This window comes from uncultured Virgibacillus sp. (genome assembly GCF_947495635.1).
Classification (GTDB): domain Bacteria; phylum Bacillota; class Bacilli; order Bacillales; family Amphibacillaceae; genus Virgibacillus; species Virgibacillus salarius.
The window spans coordinates 1-18,643 of the sequence record NZ_CANMAB010000012.1; the positions used below are offsets into that span (position 1 = coordinate 1).

Below are 18,643 nucleotides of genomic sequence, written 5' to 3' on the forward strand. Positions count from 1 at the left end.
ACATAGGGGCATCTCACCTCTCTGTTTATGTTTGTGTGGTAACTAACATTATACAGGATTTGGGGAGGTGCTCTAATTTTTATGTCTTTAAAGTCTTGAGCCCCAAGGGCTCTATATTATGAAATTAACTCAGATGATTTATAAATTAAAATAAATAGCACGTAATTATGCTCAATTCAAGACTAGATTAATCCAGGAATCTCCTTATATTTTAATATTCTTTGTTATAAACAAATTAATTATTTTGATTTCTTATATATTGCTTTATTGTAACAATTTATTTGCTTAGTCTTTAAGTTCGATTTATACGCATATTTAGGGTACAAGCACTAAATGATACTTGTTATATATTTGTTGGGATAACATGTCTGGTAAAGCTATTTATATGTCGAATTATTTGAAAATATTTGTAATATCATCCATTAAAATATATACTTAGTTTATATTTTAATAGAAAGTGAGTGAAACATTATGAAAGTCTGCTCTTTTTACATAACCAATACTATAAAGGTGCGGAAGAGTTAATAAACCAAATAAAATTCTTCCGCATAAAAAATCGGAGGAATTGAATTGTTTAGTTATTATGGTAAGTTAAGTACAGAGCTTTATGATTTCACTAAACCAGTTGGTCATTCCGTACAAGGTGATATTGAGTACTATTTTGAGAGACTAAAAGGTACAAAGGGACGGATACTAGAGGCGGCATCAGGATCAGGACGATTCTTAATTCCTTTGTTAGAAAAAGGTTATCATGCTGATGGTATTGATTATTCTAGCGAGATGTTAGCCTCTTGTCGTAAACGTTGTGACAAAAGAGGATTAAAGCCAAATTTATATGAAGCTAATATATGTGATTTTTCATTGCCTTTAAAATATGAGGTAATTGTGATTCCAACTGGTTCTTTTTGTTTAATAGAGAATATAAAAGATGCTAAAAATGCTTTAAAGTGTTTCTATAATCATCTTATCCCAAATGGACGCTTAATACTTGATCTATTAATACCAAGTGATTGGAATACAGGAGAAATTTTCACTTCAACTTTTTCTTTATCTAGTAATGAAGGTATCATATTGGAAAACAAATCAATTGAAATTGATTGGGTTGAACAATATACATTATCTCACTTAAGGTATGAAAAATGGAAAAAAGGTGAATTACAAGACACGGAATTACAGAAGTTTGTCATACGTTGGTATGGGGTGGAAGAATTCAAACTACTTTTGGAGAAAATAGGATTCTCTCAAGTAACATGTTCGGCAGAGTACAATTATCAAAAACCACCTTCGAAACAAACCAAATTAATTACTTTTGAAGCTGTAAAAAAATAATTCATACAAAGATAGTTCTAGTAGTTGAAGAACCCATTTTGGATATTATTCAAAATGGGTTCTTTTTGCTTAGGTTCTTTCATAAACAGAAGACTTCTACCTTAAACGTTGCTACTTATTTTCAGATAAATACCGCTATAGTGATGTTAGCAAACCGGGGAATTTTTTATTAGATACTTTCGTTAATCCTTCTATTAGATCCTATCCTCCTTATGGTAGAACTGCTACTCAATTTTTAGGTGGTTTAGCTAAGATAGGAACCCATAATTCGTGTCTTGGTTTATGCTTTGGTCCATAATAACACTCGATGCATGGCAGGTTAGCAAGTTCGTAGCCTGAATTGGGGACCCATTCTGTATATAACCTTTTCCAAGCATCTACGATGTTTGGAAAGACCACCCATAGACTTGCAGGAATTATCAACGTTTCCATCTCAGTGGGAGGCTCTTCATTATATCTTACTCCCATAAAATAATTAAACTTTTCCTCTGTTATAGCAGCTTCTTTTCCACAAATACCTAGAAGATCTTCTAATGTACATTTGGGATTTTCCCATGACATATCGATTAACTTTTTAGTAAAACCATTCTTTTTTGAGGCATTCCAGAGTGATGGTATTGTTTTAAACGCACGACTTGTTTTTATAGTATTACTCCTACCAACAATTCTCAAATCAAATTCTACATTTTCAATTCTATAATCCATTTCGGAATCTCCTTTAATCGTTATTTGAAAGGTGATTCTAGGATAGGCTTTTAATGGTATGCTCTTTTTTCTTATCGCTGAAGGTTTTACTCCATGCATTTTTTGAAATGCACGAGAAAAAGAATCAGCAGATGAATAACCATATTTCATTGCAATATCGATGATGCGACTCTCACTTTGTTGGATTTCAAATGCAGCGAGAGTTAAACGACGCCTTCTTATATATTCTGATAAGGGTATACCTGCTATAGATGAAAACATTCTAGAAAAATGATACTCAGAACAACAAGCGGCTTGTGCGATCTTTTTATAGTCTATATCTTGAACTAGGTTATCTTCAATGTAGTCTAGTGCATGATTCATTCTATCTAGCCATTCCACGTATTCTTTCCCCTTTCAATACTTACTATATAAAAAAAAGAATGTCTATATCCGACAATTGATGCACCGAAAAGTCGTCCTTTAAAGAAACTACTATTTAGCATCATCGAGCTACTTAATTTTAGCATAAAAATATGATTTAGTTTTACGAATAAAAGTGCAGAAATAAGATTAAAGTTTAATTGTATCAGCTTGAATACATGCTTTGTGGTCTAATCCTTTAAGTAGGGGGCATTTCTTTAAAAACAAACAGTAAATGGGGTACCACCAAGGAGAGATGATACGGATAATTAAAATTTATGCAAAATTAGAACAACCAGGCACTAATGACAGCAGTGTATATCTACACTTCTATGAATCCATAACTGACATTTTATTTTATAAGATGCTGTCTCAAGAAGGTTCGCCTGAGTTGGTTAGATCCGAAAAAACATCCCGGATCACTAAAAAAGTAGTGCGGGATGTTGTCTATGTAACATTGAATTTATTATCTAAAGTGTACTTTAAACTTTCGAGACAGCCTATGCATTTTATTCAACTTTAAAATCTACGGGATTAATACAATAATTCAGAACATAAAAATGAATAGATTTAATTTTTTTTGAAATTATCTACCAATCCCCACACAAAAAAAACAATACCTAAAATTAAAGTAATTACAGTAGCAATCATTAAACCGTCTGGAATAAATAACATATGTTCTGCGAATACTTCATCGCTCCATTCTGTTGAACTTATAACCCCCATTGCGCCTGAAATATAACGTACTCCATAAAGAAAGGTAGCCATATATAGAAACGAAATTCCCACATTTATTTTGTTCATAATTTTTATTTCTCCCTTAGTAATATATACATTAAAACTTAACTACACGATATTGACGTTCAACCCATTTTTTCGCATAGACATATTTTGTAGCGTATTTTTGCTCTTGTTTCACCTTATAGGTTTTATATACATGTCTATATTCTAATCTGTATCTTCCGTAAGGATAAGAAGGAGATATATAACTGACGGTTCTGCTATAAGATTTTCCAATACTAAAACCAACAAATGAAGTTTACGCATTTTTAGTTACCGTCAAAGAACCAGAATACGTGTTCGAAACAGATTTAATATGGGAAGCAGTTAAAAAACCACCACTTATTGTGGAACCAGCAGCATATTTCCAACCACTGTAACTATGGCCAATATATGATTTACTTACAGCATACCATTTTTTGTCCTTGTGAACGATGGAACCTTGGTCAAAATTATCGACAAGTTTGTCTTCTTCACTTAGATTATAAAAGGGTACAGAATAATCGATCATTGCATCTGCAGGAATGGATTCTATGTAAAAATCTACAACCGTTTCTCCCGCGGCTAAACCGTCATGTAAAAAATCGTCGTTTGTTTCTGCATTAAACTCGTTTGAAAATTTAGATATTTAGTAATAACTATGACATATCTACAATACTTTCTTGCTTTTTAATATGGCATACATCCAATGAACGAGCTTATTAGCGCAAGCAAAGGTGAGAATTTATATAGAAGGTTATTACAAGCAAATGTAGATTCGCATTGTAAATGTTACGTTGGAGTAAATCATGTTTTTTTCAACTCACTGGTATCAGTCTAGCAGCTAGGAATACCATTCTTGATGTTGCAATCATTATTGCAACAAAATCTCAATTGCGAATATAGGATGCTGTTATTATGCTAGTTGATTATCGTTTTTGACATTCACTAAAACAGTATGATTTTAGCAAATGTATAATGATGAATTACGTTTACTTTAGTTTAGAAAAGCCCCGTCTCAATAATGGACGGGGCTTTTCTGAACGGTATGAAAAATAAATTAACGTTAATTAGTATTTATAGTTCCAATATTCTCAAGTTCTTTATTGTTGCTCAAAGGACAAGTCATTTCGTTACAACGTATGATTTTATTGTTAGCTAATTCAAAAATCGCTATTACTTCAACATCGCCCGTTTCTCCGTTTTTCTTATTTACATGAACAATATATCTGAGAGTTACTGTTTGTTTGGCTTCGTCAAACAGAAAATCATAAAAAGGAGAAACTGACATGGCTGCTACATGCTCTTTTAATGTGACGATATGATTTGTGAAATCAATCATATTTGTACGCACTCCATCGGTTACTTGAATGTATTGTTCACTAAAATATTCAGGAATTTGATTAATATTTAAGTTCACAATAATTTCCTGATAAACTTCCGTAAAAAATTGATATGCTTGTTTTTTATTCATCATCTTTTCCTCCTTGGATAATTTGACCAGACCAAGCGTCCAAAAATCTTATGATAACTTTTAATTCAGATTCAGAAAATTGATCAAGTAATTTAGAATACCGCTCTTTAGCTGTTTGATGTAGTTTGTCATGGATGATCGATAACTTGTGTCCTGAATCAGTTAAAGCGTAATAAATGGCTTTCTGATTAGATATTTTCTTCTCTGCAATGATCATATTTTTCTCAATTAAGGTGTGAATCGCTTTAGAAACAGCTGGTCTAGAAATCCCTAAGCTTTTTGCTAAAAATGCATTGTTAACCCGTGTTGGATTATTCTTAATCAAAGAGACAATATGCATTTGTGTTAAGGTCCATTTATTTCCATCGATTGAATCTTTGTAAGAAGTATAGTTAGAGCTCTTTAATTTTTTCTCACGTTGTACAATAAAATTTTCAATTGCAGCAATTGCTTTTTCTATCTCAGAAGTTTTCATGTGTACCTCCTTTATTTTTGTTAACCAGTTAACAACATTTTAACATGTATGAATGAAATGTCAATTTTTCCAATGAAGAGTACGCATGAGCAAAAGTGAAAGCTAAAATGAAAAGCAAAATACTGATAAATTGAAACTTCAATCAGTTGGGGTGTTACTGCCAGTTATATGCGGGATAAAATACCAACTATAACGGACAAGAGCTTACGTATATTGAACAGGAGGAAAGCATAAGCGTTCTATTTCGAGTGAATATTGACAGTAGATCATTCATTCTTACAATAATGTCATCAAGATGAAAGGTAATTCTATGGCTAGTAGCTATCTGATCTTTTAAGCTATGAATAAATATGATATTAAAAGTGGGGTGATGTAGATGAAGAATATGTTGAGGATACTATTCATTTTGCTAGCCATTATAGTTATAGCTCTGTTTGCCTTTACTGCGTTAGTAAAAAATGAAGTAGCAGATATGCTTAATCCTCTTATTCCTAAGACGAGTGTTTACGTAAAAATTGACGGTACTGCTAAAGAGATGGAAGGACCAAGATATGAATATACATTATCGGGGTATGAAAAATCTGGTGATGTACGAACTGTAACATTTTCGGCTAGTAAAAAACTACGGGAGGGAGCTTATATTCGCTTAACAACTAAACGTAGTTATGTAAAGGAATGGGAGGAAGTTCCATATGATACTATACCAGAAGATGCGAAAGAAAAACTGTGAGTTCCATTCTATTAAATATACACAGGTATGTTGATGGGAGCTAAGTAAGCTTGACAAGTAAATTTGATTGCTCACTAAAATGATCTAAAGACAAGTTACACAAATTGATCTATATGTAAAAAATAAAATGAAACTATCATCAGTGGGGATTCTGTTTATTCCCCACTGATTGTTAGTACCACAAGGGTATGACCTAATGGCCCTTATACCAATCGGACAATTACTGGCAGCCGATCCCTCACTTACTAATATTGGCTTTCCTTGAAGTGGGAATGTTACTACCTGTGATAATGCTGGATACGATAGGCAATGAAAATCAAAATACGATATTTGGTAGCGAATAGTAAAAACCGTAAATATCTTTCATTTACGGTTTTTTTGCGTATGATAGAATTCATGATGTAAATATCTTCATGTAATGCTTACTATTCCGACATTTTATTCGTTTATTGATATTCATTAAACCTATTGTTATATTGGAAGATGTATATATTTTTATATAAAGGGGGTAATTATTTGAGATTTTGGATAGGTTTAGGACTAGCTGTTATTTTTGAGGTAATCGGTGTAATTTTTTTAAATTATTCCTACGGACTAACCAAGCTTATCCCAACGATCATTGCGATTACTTTTTATTTATCCTCTATTTTATTATATATGTGGAATACTAGAGGAAAAGAAGTAGGAGTAGTTGGGGCATTGTTTGCTGGACTTGGGACGATTATAATCCTTTTAATAGGTTTTTTTGCATTTGATGAAAAAATTTCCACACTTAAATTAATAGGTATTATTTTGATCCTAATAGGTGTAGTTAACCTTAGTAAAAACCCTAAACAAAAAGGAGTGGTGCAGAAATGGGAATATCTCTCTTAATGATATCAACCATTTGTGCTGTTGTTGGCCATATATTTGTCAAAAAAACAGATGGCATGACAAAAATAAGGTACATATTGTCAGCATTAGTTTCGTTTATGGCAGCTATAACGCTATTATCCATTGCTATAAAATACATGAATATGGGTATAGCCTTTGCGATATGGTCAGGACTGTCTATTGTCTTTAATAATTTATTTAATATAATCGTATACAAAGAAGAATTTTCTTTTCGTAAATTAAGAGGTCTATTATTCATTATTGCAGGCGTTGTTATATTAGAAGCCTTTTGAATGAATAAGGTAAAACCAAAATAATTACGTTACATACATCTCACATATGTCAATATAGTCAGTTAGAAAGCTATGTTGACATATAGTAGATTATTAAAGTGCTAAGAAATTTTCTTGTTTAACGTAATTTTCTGTCAATTAAGACGTAGATCACATATCGCATATATTTATACTATATATCTTTAGTTTTTAAATGTCAATAGTATATATTCCTAATAGTAATTCTTAAGAATCAGCAGGATGATAGAAGAAAGAACTTTTGTGCTGGTTTTGTACAAACAAGCCAGTTATATTCTTGATGAGGTTAATGGCAAGGGGGAGAAATTACGTAATCAATGTAGTAAGGAAAATCGGCTTTTTAAGTCTATAGATGTAAAAATTACTAGATTCTATCATCTGGTAATAGGGATAAAGCTCAAACTTTTTCTATACCAGCCTGTGTTATTAATGAATACCCTTATCTTAGGGGATTTGCAAACTCCATAATTTCTCGGTTAACTAGCAATAGATTTATTTAGTTATTCTGATAATATGTACCAAACTTCTTAGAAGGTGAAACTTCAATCAGTGGGGGGGACTTTCTTTTCACTACTGATTGTTAGTACCACAAGGATATAACTTAAAAAATTTTGCATTTACTGGAAGTGGATCCATCGCTTACCAATGTTTTTCACTTTATTGCTTGAAGTGGGGGTCTTGCTGCCAGTTATATGAAGAATAAACAGTAATGAAAAACAGAAGCTTGTAACTCTGACACAATAAAGAGAGTAAGCTTCTGTTTCTTATATTTCTATGTATAAATTAAAAACGTTAAGAAAGAGGAGTATCGCTTATTTTTATTATCCTTTTATATGTTAATGCTCTTTAGATTTCATTTTTGCTGGCAGTATTAATCGCTCTCCTTTTTCGTAAATAACTAACAATTTCCTTATAATAGTAAGCTTCGGTACTATTTGATACACAAGTATTGCAACTAGAATACTAATTATGGCTCCTACAAAGACATCTGCTGGATAATGTACACCTACCCAAATTCGTGATAGTCCTAAAATCAAGGCTAACATCATCCAAAACACCTTCGCTTGCTTTTTGAAAAGCCAGAAAGTCATACAAAAAGAAAAGAAGAATATCGTATGATCACTTGGAAAAGAATTATCTACCGTATGTTCTACAAGCTTATGGACATTAGCAAGTTCAGCAAAAGGTTGATGATTAGAATGGAATTTCCCTACAAATTTTCCGACTATTTCTGCTAACACAAACGTAATGGATCCGCAAATAATCATAAGCTGATTGTTTTTTTGTCTTCTAAACCAGAAAATGACGATGCCTAGAACTAAAAAAAATATCATATATTCAGCAATGAACGTCATAATTGGATTTAGTATGGAAAACTCCTTACCTAGATTATTCACCATTCGAAACAAGTCAATATTCATTTGATTAAGATTCATAAAACTTTCCTCCTTAGGGTTCTGAGGAAAGTATAGTTATTTTATTTACAATATGGTATTTATTTTCCTTACATCATTCTTACAATCTTGCAAGAATAGAGTCGACGAATTGAAAAGGGGATTTGAAGAGAGCTTATTTACTTTATATATTACTATGAGCATTTTTTAATTAATCAAGTTCATTTGACTATACATAAATGGTAATAAATTACACAAGCTATGTTTATAACGGAGGGATAATAGTGACAGTTAACGAAGGATTACAACAAACAGAAAATGCTTATAATCAATTAGTTGAAGTGAATCGCTTAATGGTAGATGCTGTATTTAACGCATTTTTGTTTTCATGGCAATGGTGGCTAGGTATTGGATTATTTATCATACCTTGGCTCATTTGGTTCTTGTTTAGGAATAAGAAAAGTACAGGGCGGCTTTTAATCGGGGGATTTATCACCATCATTCTTTCATTGTTAATTGACCTTATTGCTTTATCATATGGTTTATGGTCTTATCCTATGAAATTCTCTCCAATATCACCTTTATTATTTCTTCCATATCACTTGGCAATGGCTCCCGTTGCAGTCATGTTTGTTCTACAAATTAAGCCAAACTGGAATCCGTTATTAAAAGGTAGTATTTTTGCTGCAATCGCCGCATTTGGAGGAATGAATTTATTTAATGCAATTGATTTTTATAATCCAAAGGGTTGGTCAACATTCTATGACTTTTTTATCTACTTATTTTTAATTATGATAGCGTATCTTTTTTATAATATGGATAGCTATAAAAAAATAACCGATAAATAATATAAGGATTCAAATTGAGTTTATGAAATATGTATTGTAGAGTTAGTCAAAGATTTAGCGATGAAATCAAGAAGAAAGTCTTCTTAATTTCATCGCTTATTTAACTTTGGCCTGATAAAGTCATCTACATTTTTCATTTTTCGTTTCTCTCGATTTGTTAATTTATCTAGTCTACTAACCGCCTCTTCAAATTCTTCATTGGATATTTGCTTAGAAGCTAATAGTGTACATAGCATAGCGTAGGCGATCGGTTTGGTGTCGACATGCACATTTACATCGACATCTGAATTACCGCTATGTTTAACAACGGATTTATTTGTAATGTGTTGATCTGGAAAACCGTCGTCATATGGTTTTAACGAAAATAGATTAGGTCTCTCCATTAAAAATCACTCACCTTTTAAAGGATAAGTGGGATACATAAGAATATATCCCACTATATTTTTTCTTTTTCTTCTTCTTTCTCCTTGAATCAGCATCAGAGCTGACATCTACATAGGATTCCCACTATTAGAGATTTTTGCAAAGGTACATTTCGATTCCTCGATTTTAGATCGTTGTCATTATCATTTATAATAACGTCACCACCGAAGTCATCGCCGTTTGCGTCTGTCACACCTGCTACATCATCATTTCTTCCACCACATCTACTATTTTTCCACATATTATTTCCTTCTTTTCATTGATATAATGCTAATATATTCAATGTTCATATATTTGAGATGGCTTGTGTCTTATGATAAACGTTTTATTTTGTCTGATAGCCAATTAAATGCGGTAACAATCATGTTTATGAAGGAAAAAATATGCCTTCTACTCAGAAGGCTATGTATAATAGTCTTGATTTTATGGATAAAAGAGCAATGGATTAAACTGATTAGTACTACCATAGAGGAGTAATTCAAAGACCGTTACCATTTGGTAATTCAATCTTTGAAAATAAGCCAATATGTCCTCTAATGATTCAACTGTTTGACTACGATTTCCACCAGAGTCATCCAGTAAAATAATATCCCCAGGTGTCACATTTGACTTCACATGATTGGCAATTTTTTAGCCCCTGGTCTTCTCCGGTCTTAGGGCGATTCGTGAAATCACCTCGTTTCTGGGTGCAGGAGCTAGACATGGCTCACGCCCATCTTTATCCACATAGACAAATTTTATTTCCTAGACTATAAAAAAACTGCCAATTGGCAGTTTTTAATGGATGTTTCTATATAGACCGATAACCTTACCTAGAATCGTTACGTTATCGTAAATAAGTGGTTCCATTGTTGAATTTTCAGGCTGTAAACGAATATGATCCTTTTCTTTAAAGAAACGTTTAACCGTTGCCTCATTTTCATCTGTCATCGCTACAACGATATCACTGTTGATAGCAGTGTTCTGTTGCTTTACTATTACCATGTCTCCATCCAAAATACCGGCTTCTATCATACTTTCACCTTCAATGACAAGTACAAATAAGTTATCATCTGGACTCGCACTATTGGATGGCAATGGAATAAATTCCTCAATATTCTCTACTGCTGTTATTGGAAGACCGGCAGTAACTTTTCCAATGACTGGTGCATAGCGCGCTTCATTTCTAGGTATATTATTATCTTGAGAAAGATCTAATACCTCTATAGCTCTAGGCTTAGTAGGATCTCTGCGAATAAAACCCTTACTTTCTAGCCTGGAAAGATGACCATGAACAGTTGAACTAGATGCTAGTCCAACGGCTTCGGCAATTTCACGTACAGAAGGTGGGTATCCTTTTTTTGTTACTTCATCTTTAATGTAGTCAAGTATCATTTGCTGCCTTTTCGATAGTTTAGTCATGTATTGATCACCTCGCACATAGGATTAATTATAACTAGTTTACCATCGGGTTGTTGGAAATGCAAACGTTCGTTCGAAAAACACCTTGACAAGATCGTATGTTCGTGTAATACTTAAAACAACAAGCGAACAAAAGTTCCTATACTGATAAGGAGGCCTGTTTCAATGTTCCAAAAAATAACAAAAACAGACGCATTCTACCTCATTGCTTTTGCACTAACGCTCGGATTCTTATATTATTCTATTATCACTAGTTAATTATTTTCATAGGGAGATAGTATGTTGAGGGCAATTATTTATTGCAGAGTTAGTACAGATAAGGAAACACAGGAAACGTCACTTGCAAGACAAAAGCATGAATTAATGGAATTAGCAACAAACAATCATTTAACGGTTAGTTGTTGCATCCAAGAACAAGAGAGTGGCTATAAGATTGATAGAGATGGCATTTTTCAGTTGCTTGATCTGTTTTCTGATGGAGAGGCAGACTGTTTACTCATTCAGGACGAAACTCGTCTAGGTAGAGGTAATACAAAAATAGCGCTGTTCCATCAACTACATAAATTAAACATACCCATCTATACTTCTTACCATGATGGTAAGTTAGAACTATCTGAAGCAGATTCCATGGTTCTTCAAATTGTTGGCATTGTGGAAGAATATCAGCGAAAAATACATAATGCTAAAATAAAAAGAGGTATTCAAAGAGCTATTAAAAACGGCTATAATCCTAGTAACAATTTATCCAATCAAGATAAGGCACCTGGTCGTGAGCGAAAGACTTTTCCTATTGAAGAAGTGGTACGTCTGCGGGAAAACAATCTGACATTCGAAGAGATTGCCACTACATTAAATGGATTAGGTTATTCCGTTTCGAAGGCTACGGTCCATAGAAGGTATCAGGAATTTCAAAATACTTGAATATATGATATGGTAGAGGTAAGATAAAAAGGCAAGAACACTAATTATGTTCTTGCCTTTTCTATTTTCGTACAACTACAATTTCAAAACTTTCTATATGAAACTGGAGGTTATTAGATGCTATCTAAAGATAAAATAGAACGTATAAATGTATTAGCAAAAAAAGCAAAAGAAGAAGGTCTATCTGCAGTTGAAAAGAAGGAGCAAGAAAAGTTACGTCAAGAGTACTTGCAAAACGTTCGAAGCTCATTTAAAAATCAATTTAAATCGATGACAGTTGTTGACCCAAATGGCAATGATGTAACACCACAAAAGGTAAAGGACATGCAAAATCAAGAAAAAGATAAAGAGTAAGTGTCATGGTACTTGACACACACATTGTTTTGCTTGTGGCAAACTATGTTTCGTTATAGAATAAAAAGAGTATACAAAAGCTTGGAATAGTGGAAGGAGTAATCTTATGTCGAATATGGAACAACAATCAATTAATACCATTCGTACGTTATCCATTGATGCCATTGAACATGCAAATTCTGGACATCCAGGATTACCAATGGGAGCTGCACCGATGGCATATACATTATGGACTGACTTTATGAATCATAATCCTAAACATTCAACATGGTTTAATCGTGATCGCTTTGTACTATCGGCAGGGCATGGGTCAATGCTGCTTTATAGTTTACTACATTTATCAGGATACAATGTAACCATTGAGGACTTGAAATCATTCCGTCAATGGGGTTCTAAGACACCTGGACATCCAGAAGTTCATCATACAGATGGTGTAGAAGCCACCACAGGACCGCTCGGACAAGGTATCGCTATGTCTGTTGGAATGGCAATGGCAGAAGCTCATCTTGCTGCAAAATTTAATACGGAAGATATAAATATTGTCGACCATTATACGTATGCCATTGTAAGTGATGGAGACTTAATGGAAGGAATTTCACACGAAGCCGCTTCACTTGCTGGTCATTTAGGCTTAGGTAAACTAATTGCTTTATACGATTCGAATGATATATCACTTGATGGTGATCTAAATCGTTCATTCTCTGACAACACAGAACAACGCTTCAAGGCTTATGGATGGCAAGTGTTAACTGTTGAGGATGGCAATGATGTAAACGCAATTCGAAATGCTATTAAAGCTGCGCAAACGAATAGTGAGCAACCTACACTAATTGAGATAAAAACAGTAATTGGATATGGGTCACCCAACAAATCAGCATCTGCTGCTTCCCATGGGGCTCCTCTCGGCACAGATGAAGTAAAATTAACAAAAGAATTCTATAATTGGGGACATGATGATTTTCATGTACCACAGGAAGTATACGCAGATTTTAACGAAAAAATTGTTAAGCATGGTGCTGAAGTAGAAGATAATTGGAATCAACTACTAGAAGTATATAAAGAAAGATATCCTAAATTAGCAAGCGAATTTGAACTCGCTTTAAATGGTGAATTACCTGTCGATTGGGAAAAAGACCTTCCAGTATTTGAGCCTGATAAGGATACACTAGCTACAAGAGCTTCCTCAGGTAAAGTACTGAATGCAATTGCAAAAGCTGTACCGAACTTCTTTGGTGGAAGTGCGGATCTAGCTGGCTCGAATAAAACTACAATAAATGATGAAGATGATTTTTCACGCACCAATTATGCCGGGAGAAATATATGGTTTGGCGTAAGAGAACATGCAATGGGAGCAGCATTGAATGGTATGGCATTACATGGTGGATTAAATGTGTATGCTGGAACATTTTTTGTATTTAGTGATTACTTGCGTCCGGCAGTTCGTCTATCTTCTATTATGAATACACCGGTAACGTATGTTTTCACGCATGATTCGATTGCTGTTGGTGAAGATGGGCCAACTCATGAACCGATCGAACAATTAGCTTCATTACGCGCAATGCCTGGATTATCACTTATTCGTCCAGCTGATGGAAATGAAACACAAGCTGCTTGGCGCTTGGCTCTGGAATCGACAGATACACCTACAGCACTTGTTCTTACGAGACAAAATCTACCGACATTATCTGGTACAAAAGAGCATGCTTACGAGGGTGTGAAAAAAGGTGCTTATGTTGTAAGTGATGCGGAGAAGGCAACACCTGATGCCTTGCTATTAGCAACTGGATCTGAAGTTCAATTGGCAATTCAAGCACAAGCTGAACTGAAAGAGAAGGGGATCGATGTCCGGGTTATCAGCATGCCGTCATGGGATCGTTTTAATGTACAAGCTGACTCATATAAGCAACAAATTATCCCATCTGAAGTAAAACGCCGGGTTGCAATTGAAATGGCTTCCCCATTCGGTTGGGAACGATATATCGGTGATCACGGTAAGGTTATTGGAATTGATACATTTGGTGCATCCGCAAAAGGAGAAAAAGTCATCGAAGAGTATGGTTTTACTGTGGAAAATGTTGTGAAACACGTTGAATCAATGATGGAATAACTTTAAATAAGATATAACACGTTTATAGCCAAAGAGGCTGAGACAAAAGAATGAAGAAACAATTAAAAACGAGCGATAATTAGTTGAAATTAATTATCGCTCATTTTTTGATTAGAAAAATTAAATTAGCACCTGAAATAAGTGAGACTCCAGCGGGAACAGCACGAGTCCGAAGATCCACGTGGTAACGTGTTTCTCTTTACCAAGTTAGCTGTGGGCGTTCCAGCGGAAAACGCGTATATGTTCACGGTGCGGCGAAGATCCTCCTATTGATAACATGATTATGCTTATTATGAGTAAAGAAAAGTTGTGTTTTGTCCGAGCCTCTTTTTTATCGTCTAGGAAATTGTAAAATTTGCCCATGTGGGTAAATATGGACGTGTTAAGCCGCGTCCAGCTAGTCTAACTTCTTTAGTCCAACGAAAAGCGACCGATTTGGCTGCTATTTCTTTTAGGAAATATATTTGACGTTACGCATAGTAAATATAACAATCTTATTTTTTCTGAATCGACAAAAGAAGTGCATTTTTACAATACAATCTGACATAATTTTAAAATAGAATCCGTATAATAGATTATATAGAGGGGGAGATCCTATGTATACGTATTCTATCTATTGGATTAAAGAAGAGGTCGCCAACCATTACTTCCATAAAAGTGGAGTTCTATATCGATTCTTAAAGGATTATCAAATGAACTCAGATCGAAAAGACTTAGCTATGCAGTTTAATTATATTACGTATCCATTTAGTTATAGTGAAATTATCAACCATTTAACAAACTATCGACATTTAAGAATTTTGGAGCAAAATGAAGAGAAGGGATTGAAAATTTATAGTAGGGATGCGTTTATTTCTTTACATATAAATGAAAATCAATTAAAATTTCGTTGTAAATCACTACAGGATGCAGAAGAGCTGCTTTTTCCTGTTCTAAGACAAATGCAGCGATTGCTTTTTGTAATAGGAGATAATATTCAAAATTTTGGATGGTTAGCTCCTATTCTTACACATAGCAAAAATCAGGAAGAACAAGTATTGTATTCTTTTCTTTGATTTACTATACTGTATAAGAGACAACACGAAGGAGGAAAGCTTTACATGGACACGATCTGGGTCGTACTAATTGCTATAGCAGCGTTAATTGTTGGTGTTGCTCTTGGATTTTTCATTGCTAGAAAATATATGATGAGCTACTTAAAAAAGAATCCACCGATTAATGAACAGATGCTTCGCACATTAATGATGCAAATGGGTCAAAAACCATCACAAAAGAAAATTAATCAAATGATGCGTGCAATGAACAATCAATCAGGAAAATAGGCACTTATTGATATACTTAGAAGCGTTCATAGCTGCAACCATACCCCTTGCTCTAATGGTAAGGGGTATTCTAATTTCGTATAACAACTTTAAACTTTTGGTTTATTGTCAAAAATAGGAGTCCTATGTAATCGCTTGATTTGATACAATAGATGCATTCATGCAAATAGGAGGTATATCATGTCTGACATAAATGTGTTTATCGCTTTCGGGGCTGGTTTTCTCTCGTTTATCTCGCCTTGTGTGTTACCACTTTATCCAGCTTTTTTATCTTATATTACTGGAATGAGTGTAAGTGAACTAAAAGATGATAATAAAATGCTCAATCTGAAAAGTATCTTACATACCTTATTCTTTTTATTAGGATTTTCTGCTGTCTTTATTATGATGGGATTTGCAAGCTTAAGCATCTCGCAATTCTTAATTATGTATCAAGATATCATAAGACAAGTAGGCGCCATTATTATTATTTTCTTCGGGCTTGTTATTGTCGGTGTATTAAATTTTGATTTTTTGATGAAAAATAAGAAAATAACGTTCAAAAATAGGCCTGCCGGTTTTATTGGATCATTCTTAATTGGATTAGCATTTTCTTTAGGTTGGACACCTTGTACTGGTCCAATTCTAGGTATCGTCTTAACTTTAGCAGCTAATAATCCGGACATTGGTGTGCTTATGATGGTAAGCTATATATTAGGTTTTTCCGTCCCGTTTTTTGTCTTATCTTTTTTTATCGGAAAGCTCAATTGGATAAAGAAGTACAGTACGAGACTTGTAAAAATAGGCGGTTACATCATGATCGTTATGGGGGTTGCTTTATTTTTTAATTGGATGACGGCATTAACCTCATATTTAGCAGGATTGTTTGGATTTTCTGGCTTTTAATGGATTTTCTATATGTTTTATATTAAAATAAGTAGTATATATGCTATAAAGGGGCAATAACCATGTACAAACCAAATGATCTTATATTACGCACTACCTCATCATTGATTGCCTTTATTCTTTTAGGCTTCGCTGTCTATTTATTATTAGCCGGACATAATTCTCCAGGTGGAGGATTCGTTGGTGGACTCATGACATCTGGCGCTATTTTATTAATGAATATGTCTTATGGAGCAGATGTTGTAAAAAAAGTGTTGCCAATCGATTTTACAAAGTTAATTCCAATAGGTCTTGCAATCGCTGTAGGTACTGGAGTTGGATCATTCCTTTTTAAAGCTCCTTTCTTATCACAGACCTATGATTATTATACGTTTCCGATCTTTGGGAAGATAGAACTTGCAACTGCAATGATCTTTGATATAGGTGTTTACTTGACAGTTGTTGGTGTAATGATGACAATTATATTAACAATTGCCAATGACCAAGATTAAAAGGGGGAAAAGCTATGGCCAAAATACTTGTGGTCGATGATGCTAAATTTATGCGCGTAACCCTTTCCACCATTTTGACAAGTGAACAGCATGAAGTTGTCGGGGAAGCTGAGAATGGCGAGGAGGCAATTAAGCTGTATCAAGAATTGCAGCCTGATCTAGTTACAATGGACATCACAATGCCTGTGATGAACGGCATTGATGCAATTAAGGAAATTTGTAGAATAAATAAAAATGCAATGATTATCGTATGCTCAGCAATGGGTCAGCAAAAGGTAGTGGTTGAAGCGATTGAATCAGGTGCCAAAGATTTTATCATAAAACCATTTGATGAAGATCGTGTGTTAGACACTGTAAATAGAGTGTTGAACCTAAAGAATGAGTAATTAGACGATAAGAGAGAGTGTGACTACATAATGTTTTGGTTCATAGCAAGTACGTTAGTTGCAGCATTCATGGCGATAACAATGATTTTCATTCGGTTAAAGGCATCAAAGAAACCAGCTTCCGTAAAGAAAATTATCCTACCGCCATTTTTTATGAGTACAGGAGCACTTATGTTTCTATTTCCAATGTTTCATATTAGCTGGTATCAAGTACTTGAAGCTGTAGGAGTTGGAATTTTTTGCTCCATATTTTTGATAAAGACATCGAAATTCGAAATTCGTAACCAGGATATATACTTGGTTCCGTCGAAATCATTTGTATTTATATTATTTGGTTTACTTATCTTTCGGATTATTATAAAGCTAGCGATAGGAAGTCAGATATCTGTTGGAGAAACAAGCGGAATGTTCTTTCTGTTAGCCTTCGGCATGATTGTTACATGGCGATTATCGATGCTGTACAAGTACTTACAGCTAGAGAAACAGTTGAACATGAAAATGAATACATAAAAGCGTCAGACCAAGCAGTCTGACGCTTTTATTTTTGGTGTTTCCGTTTCCAATCTTGCTCATAGTCATCTCGAGATAGTTGAAAAAATTCTTCATAGGGCTTTGTATCGATATTCTTTTGAGCTAACTTTTTACGCAAAAACTTATGGTCACGTTTCGGAGTTGCAATAATGTAGCCTTCTATTAAAACATCCTGCGTAATGGTAGTCTTATCTTTCATAAGAGCGACTTCTCCTACTTTGCTCGCGATCTTATGCTTTGCAACATCTCTAAATAATTCAGGAACTGGCGAAACCAATTCATCAAGTAGCTCCTTTTCTTCCTCTTTCCACATATTTTTTGTTTTATTAACATAATATTCTTCCCAGTCCATGATTGATTTGCCATCTTCTTTTGGTAACCGCTTGAGGAATTTACGAAACATAAAAAAACCACCAATGGCCATTAATCCAATCATAATGAATCCCCAAATGATTATTAAGTAATCAACAATAACCGACATATTTTCACCTTATTCTCCTCTTTTTTACCAAAAATTCGCAG

Annotated in this window: 26 protein-coding genes; 15 read left to right on the forward strand and 11 right to left on the reverse strand. The window is 34.0% G+C overall.

Going from position 1 to position 18,643, the window contains the following annotated elements; all coding sequences use genetic code 11:
* The first annotated feature begins 570 nt into the window (after positions 1–570).
* A complete protein-coding gene (locus Q1A47_RS04425) occupies positions 571–1,329 on the forward strand; it encodes a bifunctional 2-polyprenyl-6-hydroxyphenol methylase/3-demethylubiquinol 3-O-methyltransferase UbiG (RefSeq protein ID WP_121605157.1) in 759 nt (252 codons plus the stop codon).
* Positions 1,330–1,557: 228 nt separating this feature from the next.
* On the opposite strand, the gene Q1A47_RS04430 is transcribed toward Q1A47_RS04425, so the two are convergent.
* The 5 genes from Q1A47_RS04430 to Q1A47_RS04450 form a co-directional block, all read right to left on the reverse strand.
* Positions 1,558–2,415 carry an AraC family transcriptional regulator gene (locus Q1A47_RS04430; RefSeq protein ID WP_166530314.1) on the reverse strand — a complete coding sequence of 286 codons (858 nt, stop codon included), beginning with the start codon at positions 2,413–2,415 and terminating at the stop codon, positions 1,558–1,560.
* Between the two features lie 591 nt (positions 2,416–3,006).
* A complete protein-coding gene (locus Q1A47_RS04435) occupies positions 3,007–3,240 on the reverse strand; it encodes a hypothetical protein (protein WP_121605154.1) in 234 nt (77 codons plus the stop codon).
* 235 nt (positions 3,241–3,475) lie between these two features.
* Positions 3,476–3,727, reverse strand: coding sequence for a hypothetical protein (locus Q1A47_RS04440; protein WP_166530313.1), 252 nt, complete (start codon positions 3,725–3,727; stop codon positions 3,476–3,478).
* A 534-nt stretch (positions 3,728–4,261) separates the two neighbouring features.
* Positions 4,262–4,669 carry a nuclear transport factor 2 family protein gene (locus Q1A47_RS04445; RefSeq protein ID WP_166530312.1) on the reverse strand — a complete coding sequence of 136 codons (408 nt, stop codon included), beginning with the start codon at positions 4,667–4,669 and terminating at the stop codon, positions 4,262–4,264.
* Positions 4,662–5,144 (reverse strand): MarR family transcriptional regulator, encoded by a 483-nt coding sequence (locus Q1A47_RS04450; RefSeq protein ID WP_121605152.1) that lies wholly within the window; start codon positions 5,142–5,144, stop codon positions 4,662–4,664. Before Q1A47_RS04450 ends, Q1A47_RS04445 begins: the two co-directional genes overlap by 8 nt.
* A gap of 376 nt (positions 5,145–5,520) precedes the next feature.
* Between Q1A47_RS04450 and Q1A47_RS04455 the strand changes: the two genes are divergently transcribed.
* The 4 genes from Q1A47_RS04455 (at position 5,521) to Q1A47_RS04470 (ending at position 7,526) form a co-directional block, all read left to right on the forward strand.
* Positions 5,521–5,874, forward strand: a complete 354-nt coding sequence (locus Q1A47_RS04455) for a YxeA family protein (protein ID WP_166530311.1) — start codon at positions 5,521–5,523, stop codon at positions 5,872–5,874.
* 516 nt (positions 5,875–6,390) lie between these two features.
* Positions 6,391–6,747 carry a multidrug efflux SMR transporter gene (locus Q1A47_RS04460; protein ID WP_166530310.1) on the forward strand — a complete coding sequence of 119 codons (357 nt, stop codon included), beginning with the start codon at positions 6,391–6,393 and terminating at the stop codon, positions 6,745–6,747.
* Positions 6,729–7,040: a multidrug efflux SMR transporter gene (locus tag Q1A47_RS04465; protein WP_026683141.1), complete on the forward strand. Its 312-nt coding sequence runs from the start codon at positions 6,729–6,731 to the stop codon at positions 7,038–7,040. The genes Q1A47_RS04460 and Q1A47_RS04465 overlap by 19 nt, the downstream gene beginning before the upstream one ends.
* A 240-nt stretch (positions 7,041–7,280) precedes the next feature.
* Complete coding sequence (locus tag Q1A47_RS04470; protein WP_026683142.1) at positions 7,281–7,526, forward strand: hypothetical protein; 246 nt, start codon at positions 7,281–7,283, stop codon at positions 7,524–7,526.
* A gap of 368 nt (positions 7,527–7,894) precedes the next feature.
* Here Q1A47_RS04470 and Q1A47_RS04475 read toward each other — a convergent pair whose 3' ends face one another.
* Positions 7,895–8,494: an undecaprenyl-diphosphatase gene (locus Q1A47_RS04475; RefSeq protein ID WP_026683143.1), complete on the reverse strand. Its 600-nt coding sequence runs from the start codon at positions 8,492–8,494 to the stop codon at positions 7,895–7,897.
* Positions 8,495–8,736: 242 nt separating this feature from the next.
* Here Q1A47_RS04475 and Q1A47_RS04480 point away from each other — a divergent pair, with 242 nt between their 5' ends.
* Positions 8,737–9,300 carry a CBO0543 family protein gene (locus tag Q1A47_RS04480; RefSeq protein ID WP_121605150.1) on the forward strand — a complete coding sequence of 188 codons (564 nt, stop codon included), beginning with the start codon at positions 8,737–8,739 and terminating at the stop codon, positions 9,298–9,300.
* A gap of 89 nt (positions 9,301–9,389) precedes the next feature.
* Here Q1A47_RS04480 and Q1A47_RS04485 read toward each other — a convergent pair whose 3' ends face one another.
* The 4 genes from Q1A47_RS04485 to lexA form a co-directional block, all read right to left on the reverse strand.
* Positions 9,390–9,683 carry a hypothetical protein gene (locus Q1A47_RS04485; protein WP_226983517.1) on the reverse strand — a complete coding sequence of 98 codons (294 nt, stop codon included), beginning with the start codon at positions 9,681–9,683 and terminating at the stop codon, positions 9,390–9,392.
* 95 nt (positions 9,684–9,778) lie between these two features.
* On the reverse strand, positions 9,779–9,964 hold the full coding sequence (locus Q1A47_RS04490) for a hypothetical protein (RefSeq protein WP_121605149.1): 186 nt from the start codon (positions 9,962–9,964) through the stop codon (positions 9,779–9,781).
* Between the two features lie 182 nt (positions 9,965–10,146).
* A complete protein-coding gene (locus Q1A47_RS04495; protein ID WP_026683145.1) occupies positions 10,147–10,338 on the reverse strand; it encodes a hypothetical protein in 192 nt (63 codons plus the stop codon).
* Positions 10,339–10,500: 162 nt separating this feature from the next.
* On the reverse strand, positions 10,501–11,124 hold the full coding sequence (lexA, locus tag Q1A47_RS04500; RefSeq protein ID WP_121605148.1) for a transcriptional repressor LexA: 624 nt from the start codon (positions 11,122–11,124) through the stop codon (positions 10,501–10,503).
* A gap of 282 nt (positions 11,125–11,406) precedes the next feature.
* Here lexA and Q1A47_RS04505 point away from each other — a divergent pair, with 282 nt between their 5' ends.
* The 9 genes from Q1A47_RS04505 to Q1A47_RS04545 all read left to right on the forward strand — a co-directional run bounded on the left by Q1A47_RS04505 (position 11,407) and on the right by Q1A47_RS04545 (position 18,100).
* The gene (locus tag Q1A47_RS04505; protein ID WP_121605147.1) at positions 11,407–12,045 is read left to right on the forward strand and encodes a recombinase family protein; all 639 of its coding nucleotides are present in this window, start codon (positions 11,407–11,409) and stop codon (positions 12,043–12,045) included.
* A gap of 117 nt (positions 12,046–12,162) precedes the next feature.
* Positions 12,163–12,399, forward strand: coding sequence for a DUF896 domain-containing protein (locus Q1A47_RS04510; protein ID WP_026683149.1), 237 nt, complete (start codon positions 12,163–12,165; stop codon positions 12,397–12,399).
* A 106-nt stretch (positions 12,400–12,505) separates the two neighbouring features.
* On the forward strand, positions 12,506–14,506 hold the full coding sequence (gene tkt / locus Q1A47_RS04515; protein WP_026683150.1) for a transketolase: 2,001 nt from the start codon (positions 12,506–12,508) through the stop codon (positions 14,504–14,506).
* Positions 14,507–15,102: 596 nt separating this feature from the next.
* A complete protein-coding gene (gene sirA, locus Q1A47_RS04520; protein WP_026683151.1) occupies positions 15,103–15,561 on the forward strand; it encodes a sporulation inhibitor of replication protein SirA in 459 nt (152 codons plus the stop codon).
* A 45-nt stretch (positions 15,562–15,606) separates the two neighbouring features.
* Positions 15,607–15,828: a YneF family protein gene (locus Q1A47_RS04525; RefSeq protein WP_026683152.1), complete on the forward strand. Its 222-nt coding sequence runs from the start codon at positions 15,607–15,609 to the stop codon at positions 15,826–15,828.
* A 180-nt stretch (positions 15,829–16,008) separates the two neighbouring features.
* A complete protein-coding gene (locus tag Q1A47_RS04530; protein ID WP_026683153.1) occupies positions 16,009–16,713 on the forward strand; it encodes a cytochrome c biogenesis CcdA family protein in 705 nt (234 codons plus the stop codon).
* 62 nt (positions 16,714–16,775) lie between these two features.
* Complete coding sequence (locus tag Q1A47_RS04535; RefSeq protein WP_026683154.1) at positions 16,776–17,204, forward strand: Na(+)/H(+) antiporter subunit B; 429 nt, start codon at positions 16,776–16,778, stop codon at positions 17,202–17,204.
* A 14-nt stretch (positions 17,205–17,218) separates the two neighbouring features.
* A complete protein-coding gene (locus Q1A47_RS04540; protein WP_026683155.1) occupies positions 17,219–17,590 on the forward strand; it encodes a response regulator in 372 nt (123 codons plus the stop codon).
* Positions 17,591–17,620: 30 nt separating this feature from the next.
* The gene (locus Q1A47_RS04545; protein WP_026683156.1) at positions 17,621–18,100 is read left to right on the forward strand and encodes a CcdC family protein; all 480 of its coding nucleotides are present in this window, start codon (positions 17,621–17,623) and stop codon (positions 18,098–18,100) included.
* 28 nt (positions 18,101–18,128) lie between these two features.
* Here the strand turns inward: Q1A47_RS04545 and Q1A47_RS04550 are convergent, their stop codons facing one another.
* Entirely contained in the window at positions 18,129–18,602 is a 474-nt protein-coding gene (locus Q1A47_RS04550) for a DUF2621 family protein (RefSeq protein ID WP_121605146.1), read from the reverse strand.
* Positions 18,603–18,643: the final 41 nt, after the last annotated feature.

What these genes read in the sequence shown, in the direction of transcription:
- Q1A47_RS04435 (WP_121605154.1), bottom strand. Translation starts at nt 3,240, where the DNA reads ATGAACAAAATAAATGTGGGAATTTCGTTTCTATATATGGCTACCTTT.
- Q1A47_RS04440 (WP_166530313.1), bottom strand. Translation starts at nt 3,727, where the DNA reads ATGATCGATTATTCTGTACCCTTTTATAATCTAAGTGAAGAAGACAAA.
- Q1A47_RS04445 (WP_166530312.1), bottom strand. Translation starts at nt 4,669, where the DNA reads ATGAATAAAAAACAAGCATATCAATTTTTTACGGAAGTTTATCAGGAA.
- Q1A47_RS04450 (WP_121605152.1), bottom strand. Translation starts at nt 5,144, where the DNA reads ATGAAAACTTCTGAGATAGAAAAAGCAATTGCTGCAATTGAAAATTTT.
- Q1A47_RS04455 (WP_166530311.1), top strand. Translation starts at nt 5,521, where the DNA reads ATGAAGAATATGTTGAGGATACTATTCATTTTGCTAGCCATTATAGTT.
- Q1A47_RS04465 (WP_026683141.1), top strand. Translation starts at nt 6,729, where the DNA reads ATGGGAATATCTCTCTTAATGATATCAACCATTTGTGCTGTTGTTGGC.
- Q1A47_RS04470 (WP_026683142.1), top strand. Translation starts at nt 7,281, where the DNA reads ATGATAGAAGAAAGAACTTTTGTGCTGGTTTTGTACAAACAAGCCAGT.
- Q1A47_RS04475 (WP_026683143.1), bottom strand. Translation starts at nt 8,494, where the DNA reads ATGAATCTTAATCAAATGAATATTGACTTGTTTCGAATGGTGAATAAT.
- Q1A47_RS04485 (WP_226983517.1), bottom strand. Translation starts at nt 9,683, where the DNA reads ATGGAGAGACCTAATCTATTTTCGTTAAAACCATATGACGACGGTTTT.
- Q1A47_RS04490 (WP_121605149.1), bottom strand. Translation starts at nt 9,964, where the DNA reads ATGTGGAAAAATAGTAGATGTGGTGGAAGAAATGATGATGTAGCAGGT.
- lexA (WP_121605148.1), bottom strand. Translation starts at nt 11,124, where the DNA reads ATGACTAAACTATCGAAAAGGCAGCAAATGATACTTGACTACATTAAA.
- Q1A47_RS04510 (WP_026683149.1), top strand. Translation starts at nt 12,163, where the DNA reads ATGCTATCTAAAGATAAAATAGAACGTATAAATGTATTAGCAAAAAAA.
- tkt (WP_026683150.1), top strand. Translation starts at nt 12,506, where the DNA reads ATGTCGAATATGGAACAACAATCAATTAATACCATTCGTACGTTATCC.
- sirA (WP_026683151.1), top strand. Translation starts at nt 15,103, where the DNA reads ATGTATACGTATTCTATCTATTGGATTAAAGAAGAGGTCGCCAACCAT.
- Q1A47_RS04525 (WP_026683152.1), top strand. Translation starts at nt 15,607, where the DNA reads ATGGACACGATCTGGGTCGTACTAATTGCTATAGCAGCGTTAATTGTT.
- Q1A47_RS04530 (WP_026683153.1), top strand. Translation starts at nt 16,009, where the DNA reads ATGTCTGACATAAATGTGTTTATCGCTTTCGGGGCTGGTTTTCTCTCG.
- Q1A47_RS04535 (WP_026683154.1), top strand. Translation starts at nt 16,776, where the DNA reads ATGTACAAACCAAATGATCTTATATTACGCACTACCTCATCATTGATT.
- Q1A47_RS04540 (WP_026683155.1), top strand. Translation starts at nt 17,219, where the DNA reads ATGGCCAAAATACTTGTGGTCGATGATGCTAAATTTATGCGCGTAACC.
- Q1A47_RS04545 (WP_026683156.1), top strand. Translation starts at nt 17,621, where the DNA reads ATGTTTTGGTTCATAGCAAGTACGTTAGTTGCAGCATTCATGGCGATA.
- Q1A47_RS04550 (WP_121605146.1), bottom strand. Translation starts at nt 18,602, where the DNA reads ATGTCGGTTATTGTTGATTACTTAATAATCATTTGGGGATTCATTATG.